This window comes from Propylenella binzhouense, assembly GCF_009866965.1.
Taxonomy (GTDB): domain Bacteria; phylum Pseudomonadota; class Alphaproteobacteria; order Rhizobiales; family Afifellaceae; genus Propylenella; species Propylenella binzhouense.
Window position 1 is genome coordinate 1 of record NZ_SPKJ01000016.1, and the last position, 14,614, is coordinate 14,614.

Below are 14,614 nucleotides of genomic sequence, written 5' to 3' on the forward strand. Positions count from 1 at the left end.
GGGCCGGGCGGGACGGAACTGCACGTGCCCGGCGAGCGCGCGCATCTGCCGCGGCGGGTCGGCGACTGGCTGAGGCGCGAGGCGCGGAGCGACCTCGAGGACGCGGTCGCCCGCCATTGCGCCGCCGCCGGCTGCCGCCACACGGCGCTCCGGATCGGCGACGCCCGCACGCGCTGGGGCTCCTGCACGGCGAAGGGCGTGCTGACATTCTCCTGGCGCCTCGTGCTCGCGCCGCCATCGGTGCTCGATTATCTCGCCGCCCACGAGGTGGCGCATCTGCGCGAGATGAACCACGGCCCCGGCTTCTGGCGGCTGGTGGCGGAGCTCGACCCGGATTTCGACGCCGCGCGCCGCTGGCTGAAACGGAACGGCGCGGGCCTCCACGCCGTCGGAGGGAGCTGAGCGGGGCGCGCGCGGGTCAGCCGGTCTGCGCCGCCTGCCTCGCCTCGGAGGGGCCGGGGGCGCGCTCCAGGCCGGCCTGGAAATCGCGCAGGATGAGGGCCGGAAGCTCCTGCGTGGGCGTGGGCCTTCCGAACAGGTAGCCCTGCAGCAGGTGGCAGCCGAGCGCCCGCAGCCGGTCCCGCTGCGCCTCCGTCTCGACGCCCTCGGCGGTCACGGTCAGGTGCAGCGAACGGCCGAGCGCCACGATCGCCTCGACGATCGAGCTGACATGGTCGTCGACGCCGAGCGCGCGCACGAAGGACTGGTCGATCTTCAGCTTGTCGAACGGGAACTTCCAGAGATAGCTGAGGCTCGAATAGCCGGTGCCGAAATCGTCCATGGCAATGCGGACGCCGAGCGCCTTCACCTCGGCGAGCTGCGCGAGCACGTGGTCGCTGTCGCCGAGGAGGAGGCCCTCGGTGATCTCGAGCTCGAGGCGGTGCGGCGGCAGCCCGCTGAGGGCGAGCGCCTCGCGCACGCGCTCGCAGAGCCGGCCGTCCTCGAACTGGATCGGCGAGAGATTGACCGCCACCACCAGATGCTGCGGCCAGCGCGCGGCGACCTCGCAGCCGCGCCGGAGCACCCAGCTGCCGATCGCGTCGATGAGGCCCATCTGCTCGGCGACGGGGACGAAGACGTCGGGACGGACATAGCCGCCGTCCTTCAGCGGAAGCCGGAGCAGCGCCTCGAAGCCGGCGAGGCCGTCGTCGACGCGGTGGAAGGGCTGGAACTGCAGCTCGAAGCCGTCCTGGAACAGCGCGCGCCGGAGCAGCGCCTCGAGGTCGCGGCGCGCCTTCAGCTCCGAATCCATCTCGGCCCGGAACAGATGGTGGGAGCGCGCGCCCTCGGCCTTGGCGTGGCGGAGCGCGATGTCCGCGCTCTTCATCAGCGCCGGGGCGTCGCTGCCGTCCTTGGGCGCGATCGCGGTTCCGGCGCAGACCGTGATGTCGATGCGCTGGTCGGACAGGAAATACGGCTCCGAAAGGCTCGCTGCGAGCTTCTGCCCGAGCGTTTCGACCTTCGCCTCGTCCGCCGCGAAGGTCGCCAGCGCGAATTCGTCGCCGTCGAGCCGCGCGACCATGTCGCCCGGGCCGGCGAGCCCGTGCAGGCGGTCGGCGATGGCGTTGAGGAGTTCGTCGCCGCCCGCATGGCCGAGCGCGTCGTTCGCTTCCTTGAACCGGTTGACGTCGAGGAGATGGATGGCGAAGGGCTGCGCGGAGGCGAGCGCCTCCTCCAGCCCGGCCATGAAGCTGGTGCGGTTGAGCAGCCCGGTGAGCGGATCGTAATGGGCGAGGAAGTCCGCCCGCTCGTCCGCCTCGTGCTTCTGCCGGGTCCGGAAGTAGAGCCCGAGCGCGGGGATCGCGAAGGCGGCCGCCACGATCGAGGCGAGCGCGAAGGCGGCGGAGGCGAGATCGGCGCGGAAGCCCGCCCGCTTCGCGGCCTGGTCGACATAGACCTCGACGATCGCGGCCACGGCGCCGGCGCGGACGACCGGGACGTAGGCCTCGGCGTAGAAGCGCGGCCGGAGCGGCGGCTCGCCGGCCTTCGCCTCGATGACCGGCTCGCCGCGCAGCACCGCCGCCGCGGCGGTCGGATTGTGCTTCGCGATCTCCTGCGCCGGGTTGCCGGCCTCCTCGAGCCGGTCGGAGGCGAGCCGGAGCCGGCCCTCGGAATCGAAGATCTTGTAGAGAAACACGTCGCCGACATTCTGCGCGCGGGCGAAGAACTCCATCGTCGCCGCGCTCGGCGCCGCGCCCGCCGCGATCTCGGGAAGGTCGGGGATGTTGCCGGCGAGATATTGCGCCCAGGACCGTCCCTCGGCGCGGGCGTCCTCGACCAGAAGGTTCTCGACGGTCCTCGACGTGACCTCGATCGCGCCCCAGACCGCCGCCATCAGGCAGCCGATCAGGCCGACGCCGAGATAAAGGTCGCGTCCGAGGGAACGCATCGGGAAGCCCCGCAGAATGCCAACCCGATATTATTCCGAATTGGTGAAGGAACCGTTCGTAGCCGGCTCACCGGGTGATCCGCCGGCCGGCGCCGCGATCAGCCGGCGGGGCGGGCGCCTTCGGGCGCTGGCGCGGCGGCGCGGAGGATCGCGAGCGCCTCGCCCGGATCGATCCGGCCGTCATAGAGCGCGCGGCCGGAGATCGCGCCTTCGAGCCGCCGGGCGTCCGGCTCGGTCATGCGGCGGATGTCCTCCATGGAGGCGAGGCCGCCCGAGGCGATCACCGGGATCGACACGCTCTTTGCGAGCGCGATCGTCGCCGCCCAGTTGATGCCGGCGAGGACGCCGTCGCGGTCGATGTCGGTGTAGACGATCGCGGCGACGCCGGCATCCTCGAAGCGGGCCGCGAGGTCGGCGGCGGTGAGCTCCGACGTCTCCGCCCAGCCCTCGACGGCGACGCGGCCGCCGCGCGCATCGATGCCGACGGCGATCCGGCCCGGAAAGCGCCGCGCCGCCCGCCTCACGAGATCCGGGTCGCGCACCGCGACCGTCCCGAGGATGACGCGCGCGACGCCCTTGTCGAGCCAGGCCGCGATCTGCGGCTCGGTACGGATGCCGCCGCCGAGCTGAACCTTCATTTCGCCGCCGAGCCGGGCGAGGATCGCGTCGACGGCAGCGCCGTTCCGGCTCTCGCCGGCGAAGGCGCCGTCGAGATCGACGACGTGGAGCCAGGGGAAGCCGATCGCGCGGAAGGCCTCGGCCTGCGCCGCGGGATCCGCGTTGTAGACGGTCGCGTCCGCCATGGCGCCCTTCCGCAGGCGGACGCAGACGCCGCCCTTGAGGTCGATCGCGGGAAAGAGGATCACGGCGTCCAGCGCAGGAAGTTGCCGATGAGCGCGAGCCCGAGATGCTGGCTCTTCTCGGGGTGGAACTGCGTGCCCGCCATGTTGCCGCGGCCGACCACGGCGGTCACCGGCCCGCCGTAATCGGCGGTCGCCACGACGTCGTCCGGCTCGGCCGCGGCGAGGTGGTAGGAGTGCACGAAATAGGCGTCGAGCCCGTCCGGCCCGGTCGGGATCCCGGCAAGGATCGGATGGGCGCGGTTCGGCAGGAGATTGTTCCAGCCCATATGCGGGATCTTGAGATCCGGATCGGACGGCGTGATCTGGACGACGTCGCCGGGGATCCATCCGAGCCCGGGGACGACCTCCTTCTCGAGCCCCCGGCCCGCCATCAGCTGGCAGCCGACGCAGATGCCGAGGAAGGGGCGGCCTTTCGCCACCACCGCCTCCTCGAGCGCCTCGATCATGCCCGGCACGGCGTCGAGCCCGCGCCGGCAATCGGCGAAGGCGCCGACGCCCGGCAGCACGATCCGGTCGGCCTTCCGGACGGTCTCGGCATCGGCCGTGACCACGACGCCGATGCCGCCGATCGCGCCGGCCGCGCGCTCGAACGCCTTGGCGGCCGAATGGAGGTTGCCGGAGCCGTAATCGATGATCGCGACCTTCATGCCTCGGCCCTCGGGAACAGCCCGACAACCTCGTCCTCCTCGCGCCGCTCCGGCCGGAAGGCCGGCCAGGGCCGCCGCGACCTCTCCGGCCTCGGCGCCGCGGATGCCGATTCGCCGGCGGCGCCGCGCCGGAAGAAGCGGTGCTCGGCCTCGTCGAGCCCGCGGCCCCAGGCCTCGCCGAGCTCGCGCCAGCCGCGGCGTGCGAGCGCTGCGCGCCGGATGTTGTTCGCCTCGAGCGCGAAGAGGATCGCGCCGATGAGCGCGATCGCCCCGACCGGCGCCTCGGGCGAGGTCCGGGCCAATGCGAAGAGCGCCGCCGCGTAGACGAGATAGAGCACGAAGGCGACCCAGAGGCCGTGCCAGAGGAGCCAGATGACGGGAAAGAAGAAGGCGGGCCAGGAGAAGCCCTCCTTCACGAAGCGGGCACGTTCGATCTCGCCGTCGGGCGGCGCGTGCACGGTGTAGTAGGTCGCCATGTGGTCCCCCTAGCCTCCGAGCGTGCCCTTGGTCGAGGGAACCTCGCCGGCCGCGCGCGGGTCGACCGCGAGCGCGCTCCGCAGCACGCGCGCGACCGCCTTGAAGCAGGTCTCGGCGATGTGGTGCGCGTTCTCGCCGTAATGGTTCGCGACGTGGAGCGTGAGCCCGCCGTTCTGGGCGAGCGCCTGGAAGAACTCGCGCACGAGCTCGGTGTCGAACGTGCCGATCTTCTGACGCTCGAAGCGCACGCGCCAGACGAGATAGGGACGGCCGGACACGTCCACGGCCGCGCGCGTCAGCGTCTCGTCCATCGCGAGATCGAGCGAGGCGTAGCGCGCGATGCCCCTGCGGTCCCCGAGCGCGCGCGACAGCGCCTGGCCGAGCGCGATGCCGACATCCTCGACCGTGTGGTGCTGGTCGATGTGGAGATCCCCCTCGGCCTTCACCTTCATGTCGATCAGCGAATGGCGCGAAAGCTGCTCCAGCATGTGATCGAAGAAGCCGATTCCGGTCGAAACGTCGAAGCGGCCGGTGCCGTCGAGGTCGACGGAGACGACGATCCGCGTCTCGTTCGTGGTGCGGGAGATCTCAGCCGTCCTGGCCATTCGCGCGCGTCCTTCGGGAACGCCGCGGTTCTAGCGGCGGGCGGAGTGGGGGACAAGGGCGATGCGCCCGGCGATCGGCCGCGGGCGCGGACCAGGCGCGCGCCGCCGGTACGCGCCGGCTAGGGCGCGTATGTCCCGAATGTCCAGACCTGCCCCTCGGGGTCGCGGCAGGTATAGTCGCGGCCGCCGTAGCTCTGGTCGGTCAGCGGGATCTCGAGCGTCGCGCCCTCGGCGATCGCCCGGTCGTGATGGGCGTCGACATTCCCGACCACGACATAGAGCCCCATCGTGACGGGGCGGCCGGGCTCCGCCGGTTCGACGAGGCGGCCATAGGGCGTCTGCGTCGCCGAACCGAGCATGATCATCGCGTCTCCGAGCGTGAGCTCGGCATGGGCGACGGTGCCGTCCGGGCCGTCATAGACGGCCTTCCGCTCGAAGCCGAAGGCGCGGCAGAGGAAGTCGATCATGGCGGGCGCGTCGCGGTAGCGGATCGCCGGCATCACGGGGCAGTAGGACATGCGCGTTCCTCCTCTCTTCCTCCGGAGGGTAGCACGGGCGGCCGCGCGGATGTCCGGGTGCGGGTTCGGCCGCTTTGCACCCCCCTCCGCGCTTCCTAAATAGGACTCGCATATCGAAAGGGACGCCACCGGGGCCGGAACGGACCGGCGGCCGTCCGCTGAAGGAGCTTTCCTTGTCCGAACAATCTCCCTACGCCGCCTGGCACGGGACGACGATCGTCACCGTCCGCAAGGGCGGCAAGGTCGTGGTGGCGGGCGACGGCCAGGTGACCCTCGGCCAGACCGTCATCAAGCACAATGCCCGCAAGGTCCGCCGCCTCAAGGGCGACGTGATCGCGGGCTTCGCGGGCGCGACCGCCGACGCATTCACGCTGCTCGAGCGGCTCGAGGCGAAGCTCGAGCAATATCCCGGCCAGCTCATGCGCGCAGCCGTCGAGCTCGCCAAGGACTGGCGCACCGACCGCTATCTCCGCCGGCTCGAGGCGTTGATGATCGTCGCCGACAAGGCGACGACGCTGGTCCTGACCGGGACCGGCGACGTGCTGGAGCCCGAGAACGGCATCGCCGCGATCGGGTCGGGCGGCAATTATGCGCTCGCCGCGGCGCGCGCGCTCGCCGACACCGACCAGGACGCCGAGACGATCGCCCGCCGCGCCATGCAGATCGCCGGCGAGATCTGCGTCTATACGAATGCGAGCGTCATCGTCGAGGCGATCGACGGTGCTGCCGCGGCATAGCGGAGCCACGGTGTCCGGCGCCCCGCGCGACCGCACCTATCGCTTCCGCGATGTCGGGGAGGCGGACTTCGCGCTCCTGGCGCGCTGGCTGGCCGAGCCGCACGTGGCGGAATGGTGGGGCGATCCCGCCAAGAGCCTTGCCGGGATCCGCGCGGCCGCGCGAAGCGCGTCCACGCGGGCGATGATCGTCGAGTGCGCAAGCGAGCCGATCGCCTATATGCAGCACTACGACATCCATCGCGAGGAGGATCACCCCTATCGCGATCAGCCGAAAGGGACGCTCGGGCTCGATCTCTCGATCGGCCGCCCGGACCTTGTCGGGAAGGGGCACGGATCCGCGATGCTCGCCCAATATGCCGGCGAGCTGCTGGAGGCCGGCGCCCCCCGCGTCCTGGTCGATCCGGACCCGCGCAACGCGCGGGCGATCCGCGCCTATGCGAAGGCCGGCTTCGCCGCCTTCGACGAGAGAACGACCATCTACGGTCCCGCGCTCCTGATGGCCCGGGACGCTTGAAAGAGAAAGACATGACCCAGACCATGGCTGCCCCTGCGGACAAGGAGACCCGGCGCGAGGACCGGAGGGCCACCTTCTCGCCGCGCGAGACCGTCTCCGAGCTCGACCGCTACATCATCGGCCAGAAGGACGCGAAGCGCGCGGTCGCGATCGCGCTCCGGAACCGCTGGCGGCGCCAGCAGCTCGAAGGCGCGATGCGGGAGGAAGTGCTCCCCAAGAACATCCTGATGATCGGCCCGACCGGCGTCGGGAAGACCGAGATCTCGCGCCGGCTCGCCAAGCTCGCCAACGCGCCCTTCATCAAGGTCGAGGCGACGAAGTTCACCGAGGTCGGCTATGTCGGCCGCGACGTGGAGCAGATCGTGCGCGACCTCGTCGAGGCCGGGATCGCGCTCGTGCGCGAGCAGCGGCGCAGGGACGTCCAGGCGAAGGCCCACCTGCAGGCCGAGGAGCGCGTGCTCGACGCGCTGGTCGGCGAGCATGCCAGCCCGACGACGCGGGAGAGCTTCCGCAAGCGGCTCCGCGCCGGCGAGCTCGACGACAAGGAGATCGAGATCCAGATCCGCGACACGTCCAATCCGATGGGCGCCTTCGACGTGCCGGGCATGCCCGGAGCCTCGATCGGCGTGATGAATATCGGCGACGTGCTCGGCAAGGCGTTCGGGCAGAACCGCACCAAGACCCGCAAGGTCACCGTGAAGGATTCCTACGACGTCCTGCTCACCGAGGAATCCGACAAGCTTCTCGACGACGACCAGATCGTGCAGGAGGCGATCCGCGCCGTGGAGAACGACGGCATCGTGTTCCTCGACGAGATCGACAAGATCTGCGCCCGCGACGGCCGGATCGGCGGCGACGTCAGCCGCGAGGGCGTCCAGCGCGACCTGCTCCCGCTCGTCGAGGGCACGACGGTGGCGACGAAGTACGGGCCGGTGAAGACCGACCACGTGCTCTTCATCGCCTCCGGCGCGTTCCACGTCGCCAAGCCGTCGGACCTCCTCCCCGAGCTGCAGGGCCGGCTGCCGATCCGCGTCGAGCTCCGCCCGCTCACCGAAGGGGACTTCCGCCGCATCCTGACGGAGACCGAGGCGAGCCTCATCAAGCAGTACAAGGCGCTGATGGCGACGGAAGGCGTCGAGCTCGACTTCACGGACGATTCGGTCGATGCGATCGCGCGCTTCGCGGTCGAGATCAACGCGACCGTGGAGAATATCGGGGCGCGGCGCCTGCAGACGGTGATGGAGCGGATCCTCGACGACATCTCCTTCACGGCGCCCGACCGCGGCGGCGAAACGGTCCGGATCGACGCCGCCTATGTCGAGGAGCATGTCGGCGATCTGGCGCGGAACGCCGACCTGTCGCGCTTCATCCTCTAGCGCGGCTCCAGCTTTGGCGAGACCGGGCGGCGTCCGTCCCCTGCGGCGGGCGCCGCCCTCGTCCGCCCTGTGCGTGCGCACCGCGGGACCTGCGCGCCTGTCGCGGGACGAAACTTGAAACCCGGCGGAACGGCAGGGCCGGGCCGACGGTTCGGAGCTGTGCCGAACGCAATCCTCCTGAAACATCGAGCGGGCAAGTTCGGGACGCAGCAACCGGAGGCGAACGCTCGTGAATCCCGTCCGCTACCTCATGGCGCCAGTCTGGGTCGCCCAGCTCGCCACCGGCGCGAAGTCGTTCCGCGACAATCCGCTGATCGGATCGCCGGCGCTCAACCGGCGCGGGCTCCACGAACGGCGCATGCGGCTCGCCCACGATCTCGCATGGCGCCGCCGCGCCAGGCTCGCCGGGCTCGTCTCGGCCGAGGACCGCGCCGCCTTCGACCGTGACGGCTTCGTGATGCGGCGGAATTTCCTGCCGGACGACGCCTTCCGGCAGCTGCGCGACGCGGTCTTCGCCTACGAGGCCCCGGCGCGGGAGATGATCCAGGGCGACACGATCACGCGCCGGATCGCCGTCGACCCGCAGGCGCTCGCGGCGGTCCCGGAGCTGAAGCGCTTTCTCGCCAATCCCGAATGGCGCGGCATCAACCGCTATGTCGGGTCGTTCGACCAGGAGCCGCTCACCTACGTCCAGACCATCCTCTCGCATGTGCGGGAGACCGCCCCGGACCCGCAGACCGACCTCCACGCCGACACCTTCCATCCCACCGTGAAGGCCTGGCTGTTCCTGACCGACGTGGCGGAGGACGAGGGGCCGTTCGTCTACGTGGCCGGCTCGCACAGGCTGACCCCCGGCCGCCTCGCCTGGGAGCGCGAGACGAGCGTGATGGCCTCGGAGAGCGCCAACCGGCTGCTCGCGCGCGGCTCGTTCCGCGCGGGGCGCGAGGAGATCGCGCGGATGGGCTACGGCGCGCCCAAGGCTTTCGCGGTTCCCGCGAACACCCTGGTTGCCGCCGACACGGTCGGCTTCCACGCCCGCGGCCTGAGCGCCCGCCCGACCGTCAGGGTCGAGATCTGGACCTATGGCCGCCGCAACCCGTTCCTGCCCTGGACGGGGCTCGACGCGGGCTCCATTCCGGGCGTCGCGGAGCGGCGGATCCCCTGGATGTGGCGGGCGCGGGACCTGATGGAGAAGGCCGGCCTCGGCGGCCAGCCCTGGCACGATGTCGGCCGGCTCAGGCCGGCAGACCCCCCTGGGCTGCAACCCGGCTGAGCGAGGTCTCGGGCCGCGCCCCGACATGGGAGATGATCTCGGCGGCGGCGAGCGAGCCGAGCATCCCGCATTCCGCATAGGCCATGTTGCGCGCGAGCCCGTAGAGGAAGCCCGACGCGAAGAGGTCGCCCGCGCCGGTCAGGTCCGCTATCCGCTCGACCGGGGCGGCCGGCACGCGCACCTCCTCCTCGCCCGCGAGCACCATCGATCCGGCGGCGCCGAGCGTCACGACGGCGAGCGGCACGTCCTTCCGGAGCAGGCCGACCGCGGTCTCGAAGTCGCTCGTCTCGTAGAGCGCCAGCGCCTCGTGGTTGTTGGCGAAGACGATGTCGACCGCGCCGCCGCGCATGAGCTGAAGGAATTCCTCGCGGTAGCGCGACACGCAGAAGGAATCGGAGAGCGTGATCGCCACCCTGCGGCCCGCCGCATGCGCGATCCTCGAGGCTTCGCGGAACGCCTCCTTCGCCTTCGGGGGATCCCAGAGATAGCCCTCGAGATAGGTGATCTCCGCCGCCTCGACGGTCGCGCGGTCGATATCCGCCGGCGTCAGTTCCTGGCAGGCGCCGAGATGGGTGTTCATCGTGCGCTCGCTGTCCGGCGTGATCAGGATCATCGAGCGGGCGGTCGGGGCGCCGCCGACGAGGTCCGCGGTCGGGAAGTGGATTCCGAGCGCGTTCATGTCGTGGCGGTAGAAGCGGCCGAGATCGTCGTCGGCCACCTTGCCGATGAAGGCGGCGCGGCCGCCGAACGAGGCGACGCCCGCCGCCGTGTTGCCGGCGCAGCCGCCGGAGATCATGTGGGCCGGTCCCATGTGGCCGTAGAGCCGCTCCGCCTCCTCGGTGTCGATGAGCCGCATCGAGCCCTTCACCAGGCCCTCGCGGACGAGAAAGTCCTCCTCCGCATGCGCGAGCACGTCCACGATGGCATTGCCGATCGTGAGGACGTCGAATTTCGTCTGGCTCATCGGGTATCCCGCCTCTCTGTCGCCTCCCCGCTAAGGCCTCGCAGCGCCGAACGCAACACGCCGGCTTGAGCGGCCGCCGGGGCGATCCTATCTCCGGCCTCTCGCGGAGGAGCGCCATGATCGGTGCGGCCATGCTGGCCTTCGAGCAGATCTTCTCGGCCCCGTTTCGCTCGGTGATGTGGAAGGCGCTCGCCTTGACCGTGGCGCTTCTCGCCGTGCTCTGGATCGCGCTGCAGCACGTCGTGCTCTATCTCGTCGTGCTGCCCTTCCCCTGGCTCGAGACGGCGTTCTCGATCGTCTCCGGCGTCGGGATCGTGGTCGGGCTCGCCTTCTTCATCGCGCCGGTCACCTCGCTCTTCGCCGGCCTCTTCCTCGACGACGTGGCGGAGGTGGTCGAACGCACCCATTATCCGGCCGATCCGCCCGGCCGCGCCATGCCGCTCGGCCGGTCGGTTCTCACCACGCTGCAGTTCACCGGCGTCGTAGTCCTCGTGAACCTCGTCGCGCTGCCGCTCGTGTTCCTGCTCGGCTTCGGCGTCATCGTCTTCTTCGTGGCGAACGGCTACCTGCTCGGCCGCGAATATTTCGAGCTCGCCGCCCTCCGCTTCCACTCGCACGAGACGACGCGCGCGCTGAGGCTGCGCAACAGCGGGCGCGTCTTCCTCTCCGGCCTGGCGATCGCCGCCTTCCTGTCGGTCCCGCTCCTGAACCTCTTCACGCCGCTCTTCGCGACCGCCTTCATGGTGCATGTCCAGAAGCGGATCTCCGCGCGCGAGAGCGGCGCCGGCGGCGTGCTCGCGCCGGCCTGACGCCCGCCGGCCGCGCGGCCGGCCCGCTCCGCTTGACCTCCGTCAAGGCTGCCGCTTCGGGCGTGATCTACGTCCGCGGCTGAATTCGACGGAATTTCCGAGGCCCGAGAACGGCGCGGCCGATGGCTGCGTTGTGCTTGCGAGGCAGACTGGAGCGAGAATGCCATGACCCCCAACGCCGACGTGAACGACCGCGGCTCGATCGAGCGCCTCTACCCCTATGCGGCGTTCGAGGCCGATGCGGGCGCGAACTCGATGGCGAAGGCCGAGACCCGGCACGGCATCCGGATCGAGACCGTGCCGGACGCCTCGGGCGCATTCCGGATCGCGCGGGCGAGCCACGCGCCGGCAGATTTCGAGGAGATGAAGGCGCACGGATTCGTCTGCCCCTATATGGGCCGTGCCTACGGCTTCTTCCGGCTCTCCGGCGGGATGCGCGGCGCCGTCACCGAGGAGCGCGACATCTTCGACCCGCTGCGGGACGAATATGAGGGCTTCATCGACACCATCATCGGCACCGCCCGCGAACTGGCGCGCGCACCGGCCCCGACCCGGGAGAACTGACGGGCAGTCCGGTCCCGGCCGGACCCGCGGACTGTTGCATCGGGGCCGCAATCGCGGCGCTTCGGCCACGCTTGCCCGTTCCGCCTGGAACGGGCCGTACTTCTGTCGGATTTCACGCCGAGGCGAATTCGATCGCCGTTCGGAGTGTCATCTTGTTCGACAGACGCCTCTTTCTCGCGGCCGGCGCGGCCGCGCTGCTTGCCGGCTGCACCCAGACCGGCCTCCTGTTCCGCAACGCCACCCCGGGAAGCGGGCTTCTCGTGCCGGACACCGACGAGCCGTTCCGCGTGGCGCCCGTCGATCTCAGCCGCATCCCGCCGCAATATCGCCGCCAGTTCGTCGCGGACCCGACCGGCGAGCCGCCCGGCACCATCGTCGTCGATCCCGATGCGCGCTTCCTCTATCTCGTGATGAAGGACGGCGAGGCGCTGCGCTACGGCGTCGGCGTCGGCCGCGAGGGCTTCGGCTGGTCGGGGACGGCGCGGATCGCGCGGAAGGCGAAGTGGCCGACCTGGACGCCGCCGGTCGAGATGCAGCAGCGGGATCCGATGGCGCGCGAATATGCAGACGGCATGCCCGGCGGCCCCGCCAACCCGCTCGGCGCGCGGGCCCTCTATCTCTACCAGGGCGGTCGCGACACGCTCTACCGGATCCACGGGACCGCCGAACCGGATTCGATCGGCCGCGCCGTCTCCTCCGGCTGCATCCGCCTCCTCAATGCCGACGTGATCGACCTCTATGACCGGGTGCCGATCGGGACGCGGGTGGTCGTCCGGCCGTCCCACGGCGGTTTCGGCGGCTTCGTCGCCCAGCTGAAATCCTCCGTCGGCATGTAGGGCCGGGCTGCGGGCGGGCGTTCACGCCGAAGTGACGGTCCCGGCCTTTACGGAGGGGCCGGGCCGTCGAACCATCGCCGAGATGGAGGCGCGGAATGGACGGACACGGCCGCTTCTGCTGGAACGAGCTGATGACGCGCGACGTCGAGGGCGTGAAGGCGTTCTATGCCGCGGCGCTCGGCTGGCGCTACGACGGCATGCCGATGCCCGACGGCACCTATTGGGTGATCATGGGTGACGGGCCGAAGCCGATCGGCGGCATCCTCGACATCTCCGCCCCGGTCTGGGAAGGGGTGCCGGCCTGCTGGTTCGCCTATGTGGCCGTCGACGACGTCGATGCCCGGGTGGCCGCGGCCGAGCGGCTCGGCGCGACCATCCACAAGGCGCCCTTCGACATTCCGGGCGTCGGGCGGATCGCCATCGTCGGCCAGCCGGACGGCGCCGCCATCGGCTGGATGACGCCGGTGCCGGAACTCGGGAACTGAGCGCGCCCGCTTCCGCCTTCTTGACCTTGCCCGCCCGATCCGGCCATCTCCGCTCCGATTTTCCCTGGAGGCGGCATGGACGAACGCGCAGAGCTTTTCGAGCTGATCCGGAGCCGCTCGTTCCGGAAGGGCGGCACGTTCACGCTCGTTTCGGGGCGGACGAGCACGATCTACTTCAACCTGAAGCCGACCATGCTGCATCCGCTCGGTGCGCGGCTGATCGGCGCGGCGGTCGCCGCGCGCGCGGCGGAGCTCGGGGCCGACTATGTCGGCGGCCTGGAGATGGGCGCCGTCCCGATCGTCTCCGCGACCGCCGCGATGAGCGCCGTGGCCGGCCGTCCGATCGGGGCGGTGTTCGTCCGCAAGGAGGTGAAGGACCACGGGACCAGGAGCCTGGTCGAGGGACTTGCCGACGGCGAGAGCCTGGCGGGCAAGCGGGTCCTCGTCGTCGAGGACGTCACGACGACCGGAGGCTCGGCCCTGAAGGCGGTCGCGAAGCTCCGGCAGGACGGCGCCGTCGTTTCCGACGTGATCACGATCGTCGAGCGCGAGGAGGGCGCGACGGAGGCCTTCGTCCAGGCCGGCCTCGCCCTCCACTGGCTCTACCGGAAGACGGAGTTCGGCAGCGAGACGTGAGCCCGGCTGCCGCCTCAGAAGAGCCCGACGGGGAAATAGCGGAGATAGATCTCTTCGTAGCGCCCCGACTGGTGCACCTCGCGGAGCGCGTAGTCGAGCGCGGCCCGCAGCCTGCGGTCGTCCGGGCGGACGAGGATCGTCAGCCCGTCGCCGAAATAGCGGTCGTCGAGATAGGGGCCGCCCGCGAAGCGGCAGCAGCCGGCGGCCTCCGGCCCGTCGAGCCAGAAGGCGAGGCTCACCGCGTCGGCGAAGACGGCGGGGATCGTGCCTTCCTTCACTTGGTCGAGCGCGGTCCGGAGCGACAGATAGCAGACCGCCTTCGCGCTCGGGAAGAAGCGCTGGAGATAGGCCTGATGGGCGGTGCCGCAGACGGTGCCGATGAAGGCGTCGAGCCCCTTCGCCGCCGGGTCGAACGTGCCCTCTTTCCGGGCGACGAAGCGGCCGGGGATCTTCAGGTAGGGATTGGTGGCAAGCAGCTTCGACCCGTCATTCGCGAGGCCGGCGATGACGGCGTCGCCGGCGCGGTCGAGGAGCGCCTGCCCGAGCGTCCCGAACGGCCGCGTCTGGACCGCGCAGCGCACCTCGAGCACGTCGCAGATGGCGCGCACGAGATCGACGTTGAAGCCCATCAGCACGCCGCGCCGGTCGCGATAGGAGAAGGGCGGAAAGTCGTCCGTCATCAGGAAGCGGATCGCGCCGATGGTGGCGGGCGTCGGGCGCTCCAGGCGGGCGCGCGGATCCCAGAAGTTCGGAATGACCACCGGGTCCTGGGCGGCCGGCGTCGCGGCGTCGGCGTCCGGCGCGGCGCCGGCCGATGCCGGCAGGGCCGCCAGCGGCAGGAGCATCGCCAGGATCAGGAGGGCGTGTCGCAAGCTTCGCATCGCGCTGTGTCGGCGCCTTTCACGCTGGTCGATCGCCCCC

General features: G+C 70.8%; 18 protein-coding genes. 10 read left to right on the forward strand and 8 right to left on the reverse strand.

Features of this window, described 5'->3' with window-relative positions; genetic code table 11:
• On the forward strand, positions 1-402 hold a 402-nt coding region (locus tag E4O86_RS07215), incomplete at its 5' end, for a M48 family metallopeptidase (protein WP_161139853.1).
• A gap of 16 nt (positions 403-418) precedes the next feature.
• Here the strand turns inward: E4O86_RS07215 and E4O86_RS07220 are convergent.
• The 6 genes from E4O86_RS07220 to E4O86_RS07245 form a co-directional block, all read right to left on the reverse strand.
• Complete coding sequence (locus E4O86_RS07220) at positions 419-2,389, reverse strand: putative bifunctional diguanylate cyclase/phosphodiesterase (protein ID WP_161139854.1); 1,971 nt, start codon at positions 2,387-2,389, stop codon at positions 419-421.
• 98 nt (positions 2,390-2,487) lie between these two features.
• Entirely contained in the window at positions 2,488-3,255 is a 768-nt protein-coding gene (hisA, locus tag E4O86_RS07225; protein WP_161139855.1) for a 1-(5-phosphoribosyl)-5-[(5-phosphoribosylamino)methylideneamino]imidazole-4-carboxamide isomerase, read from the reverse strand.
• Positions 3,252-3,899 carry an imidazole glycerol phosphate synthase subunit HisH gene (gene hisH / locus E4O86_RS07230; RefSeq protein ID WP_161139856.1) on the reverse strand — a complete coding sequence of 216 codons (648 nt, stop codon included), beginning with the start codon at positions 3,897-3,899 and terminating at the stop codon, positions 3,252-3,254. The genes hisA and hisH overlap by 4 nt, the downstream gene beginning before the upstream one ends.
• Positions 3,896-4,375 carry a DUF2628 domain-containing protein gene (locus E4O86_RS07235; RefSeq protein ID WP_161139857.1) on the reverse strand — a complete coding sequence of 160 codons (480 nt, stop codon included), beginning with the start codon at positions 4,373-4,375 and terminating at the stop codon, positions 3,896-3,898. Before E4O86_RS07235 ends, hisH begins: the two co-directional genes overlap by 4 nt.
• A 9-nt stretch (positions 4,376-4,384) precedes the next feature.
• A complete protein-coding gene (hisB, locus tag E4O86_RS07240; RefSeq protein ID WP_161139858.1) occupies positions 4,385-4,981 on the reverse strand; it encodes an imidazoleglycerol-phosphate dehydratase HisB in 597 nt (198 codons plus the stop codon).
• Positions 4,982-5,100: 119 nt separating this feature from the next.
• The gene (locus E4O86_RS07245; RefSeq protein WP_161139859.1) at positions 5,101-5,499 is read right to left on the reverse strand and encodes a VOC family protein; all 399 of its coding nucleotides are present in this window, start codon (positions 5,497-5,499) and stop codon (positions 5,101-5,103) included.
• 173 nt (positions 5,500-5,672) lie between these two features.
• Between E4O86_RS07245 and hslV the strand changes: the two genes are divergently transcribed.
• From hslV to E4O86_RS07265, 4 genes are all read left to right on the forward strand, one after another.
• Positions 5,673-6,236 (forward strand): ATP-dependent protease subunit HslV, encoded by a 564-nt coding sequence (hslV, locus tag E4O86_RS07250; RefSeq protein WP_161139860.1) that lies wholly within the window; start codon positions 5,673-5,675, stop codon positions 6,234-6,236.
• A 10-nt stretch (positions 6,237-6,246) separates the two neighbouring features.
• Positions 6,247-6,750 (forward strand): GNAT family N-acetyltransferase, encoded by a 504-nt coding sequence (locus E4O86_RS07255; RefSeq protein ID WP_343039114.1) that lies wholly within the window; start codon positions 6,247-6,249, stop codon positions 6,748-6,750.
• A gap of 23 nt (positions 6,751-6,773) precedes the next feature.
• The gene (gene hslU / locus E4O86_RS07260; RefSeq protein ID WP_161139900.1) at positions 6,774-8,126 is read left to right on the forward strand and encodes an ATP-dependent protease ATPase subunit HslU; all 1,353 of its coding nucleotides are present in this window, start codon (positions 6,774-6,776) and stop codon (positions 8,124-8,126) included.
• 229 nt (positions 8,127-8,355) lie between these two features.
• Positions 8,356-9,399 carry a phytanoyl-CoA dioxygenase family protein gene (locus E4O86_RS07265; protein ID WP_343039115.1) on the forward strand — a complete coding sequence of 348 codons (1,044 nt, stop codon included), beginning with the start codon at positions 8,356-8,358 and terminating at the stop codon, positions 9,397-9,399.
• Here E4O86_RS07265 and E4O86_RS07270 read toward each other — a convergent pair.
• Positions 9,362-10,363, reverse strand: coding sequence for an adenosine kinase (locus E4O86_RS07270; protein WP_161139862.1), 1,002 nt, complete (start codon positions 10,361-10,363; stop codon positions 9,362-9,364). The two genes, E4O86_RS07265 and E4O86_RS07270, sit on opposite strands and share 38 nt — an antisense overlap.
• A gap of 116 nt (positions 10,364-10,479) precedes the next feature.
• Here E4O86_RS07270 and E4O86_RS07275 point away from each other — a divergent pair, with 116 nt between their 5' ends.
• The 5 genes from E4O86_RS07275 (at position 10,480) to pyrE (ending at position 13,693) form a co-directional block, all read left to right on the forward strand.
• Positions 10,480-11,172: a sulfate transporter family protein gene (locus E4O86_RS07275; protein WP_161139863.1), complete on the forward strand. Its 693-nt coding sequence runs from the start codon at positions 10,480-10,482 to the stop codon at positions 11,170-11,172.
• A 165-nt stretch (positions 11,173-11,337) separates the two neighbouring features.
• Positions 11,338-11,736 (forward strand): hypothetical protein, encoded by a 399-nt coding sequence (locus E4O86_RS07280; RefSeq protein ID WP_161139864.1) that lies wholly within the window; start codon positions 11,338-11,340, stop codon positions 11,734-11,736.
• A gap of 152 nt (positions 11,737-11,888) precedes the next feature.
• Entirely contained in the window at positions 11,889-12,572 is a 684-nt protein-coding gene (locus E4O86_RS07285; protein ID WP_205520754.1) for a L,D-transpeptidase, read from the forward strand.
• A 95-nt stretch (positions 12,573-12,667) separates the two neighbouring features.
• A complete protein-coding gene (locus E4O86_RS07290; protein WP_161139865.1) occupies positions 12,668-13,057 on the forward strand; it encodes a VOC family protein in 390 nt (129 codons plus the stop codon).
• Between the two features lie 75 nt (positions 13,058-13,132).
• Positions 13,133-13,693, forward strand: coding sequence for an orotate phosphoribosyltransferase (gene pyrE / locus E4O86_RS07295; protein WP_161139866.1), 561 nt, complete (start codon positions 13,133-13,135; stop codon positions 13,691-13,693).
• Between the two features lie 14 nt (positions 13,694-13,707).
• Here pyrE and E4O86_RS07300 read toward each other — a convergent pair whose 3' ends face one another.
• A complete protein-coding gene (locus E4O86_RS07300; RefSeq protein ID WP_161139867.1) occupies positions 13,708-14,565 on the reverse strand; it encodes a transporter substrate-binding domain-containing protein in 858 nt (285 codons plus the stop codon).
• Between the last annotated feature and the right edge of the window lie 49 nt (positions 14,566-14,614).

What these genes read in the sequence shown, in the direction of transcription:
- E4O86_RS07220 (WP_161139854.1), bottom strand. Translation starts at nt 2,389, where the DNA reads ATGCGTTCCCTCGGACGCGACCTTTATCTCGGCGTCGGCCTGATCGGC.
- hisH (WP_161139856.1), bottom strand. Translation starts at nt 3,899, where the DNA reads ATGAAGGTCGCGATCATCGATTACGGCTCCGGCAACCTCCATTCGGCC.
- E4O86_RS07235 (WP_161139857.1), bottom strand. Translation starts at nt 4,375, where the DNA reads ATGGCGACCTACTACACCGTGCACGCGCCGCCCGACGGCGAGATCGAA.
- hisB (WP_161139858.1), bottom strand. Translation starts at nt 4,981, where the DNA reads ATGGCCAGGACGGCTGAGATCTCCCGCACCACGAACGAGACGCGGATC.
- E4O86_RS07245 (WP_161139859.1), bottom strand. Translation starts at nt 5,499, where the DNA reads ATGTCCTACTGCCCCGTGATGCCGGCGATCCGCTACCGCGACGCGCCC.
- hslU (WP_161139900.1), top strand. Translation starts at nt 6,774, where the DNA reads ATGGCTGCCCCTGCGGACAAGGAGACCCGGCGCGAGGACCGGAGGGCC.
- E4O86_RS07270 (WP_161139862.1), bottom strand. Translation starts at nt 10,363, where the DNA reads ATGAGCCAGACGAAATTCGACGTCCTCACGATCGGCAATGCCATCGTG.
- E4O86_RS07275 (WP_161139863.1), top strand. Translation starts at nt 10,480, where the DNA reads ATGATCGGTGCGGCCATGCTGGCCTTCGAGCAGATCTTCTCGGCCCCG.
- E4O86_RS07280 (WP_161139864.1), top strand. Translation starts at nt 11,338, where the DNA reads ATGACCCCCAACGCCGACGTGAACGACCGCGGCTCGATCGAGCGCCTC.
- E4O86_RS07290 (WP_161139865.1), top strand. Translation starts at nt 12,668, where the DNA reads ATGGACGGACACGGCCGCTTCTGCTGGAACGAGCTGATGACGCGCGAC.
- pyrE (WP_161139866.1), top strand. Translation starts at nt 13,133, where the DNA reads ATGGACGAACGCGCAGAGCTTTTCGAGCTGATCCGGAGCCGCTCGTTC.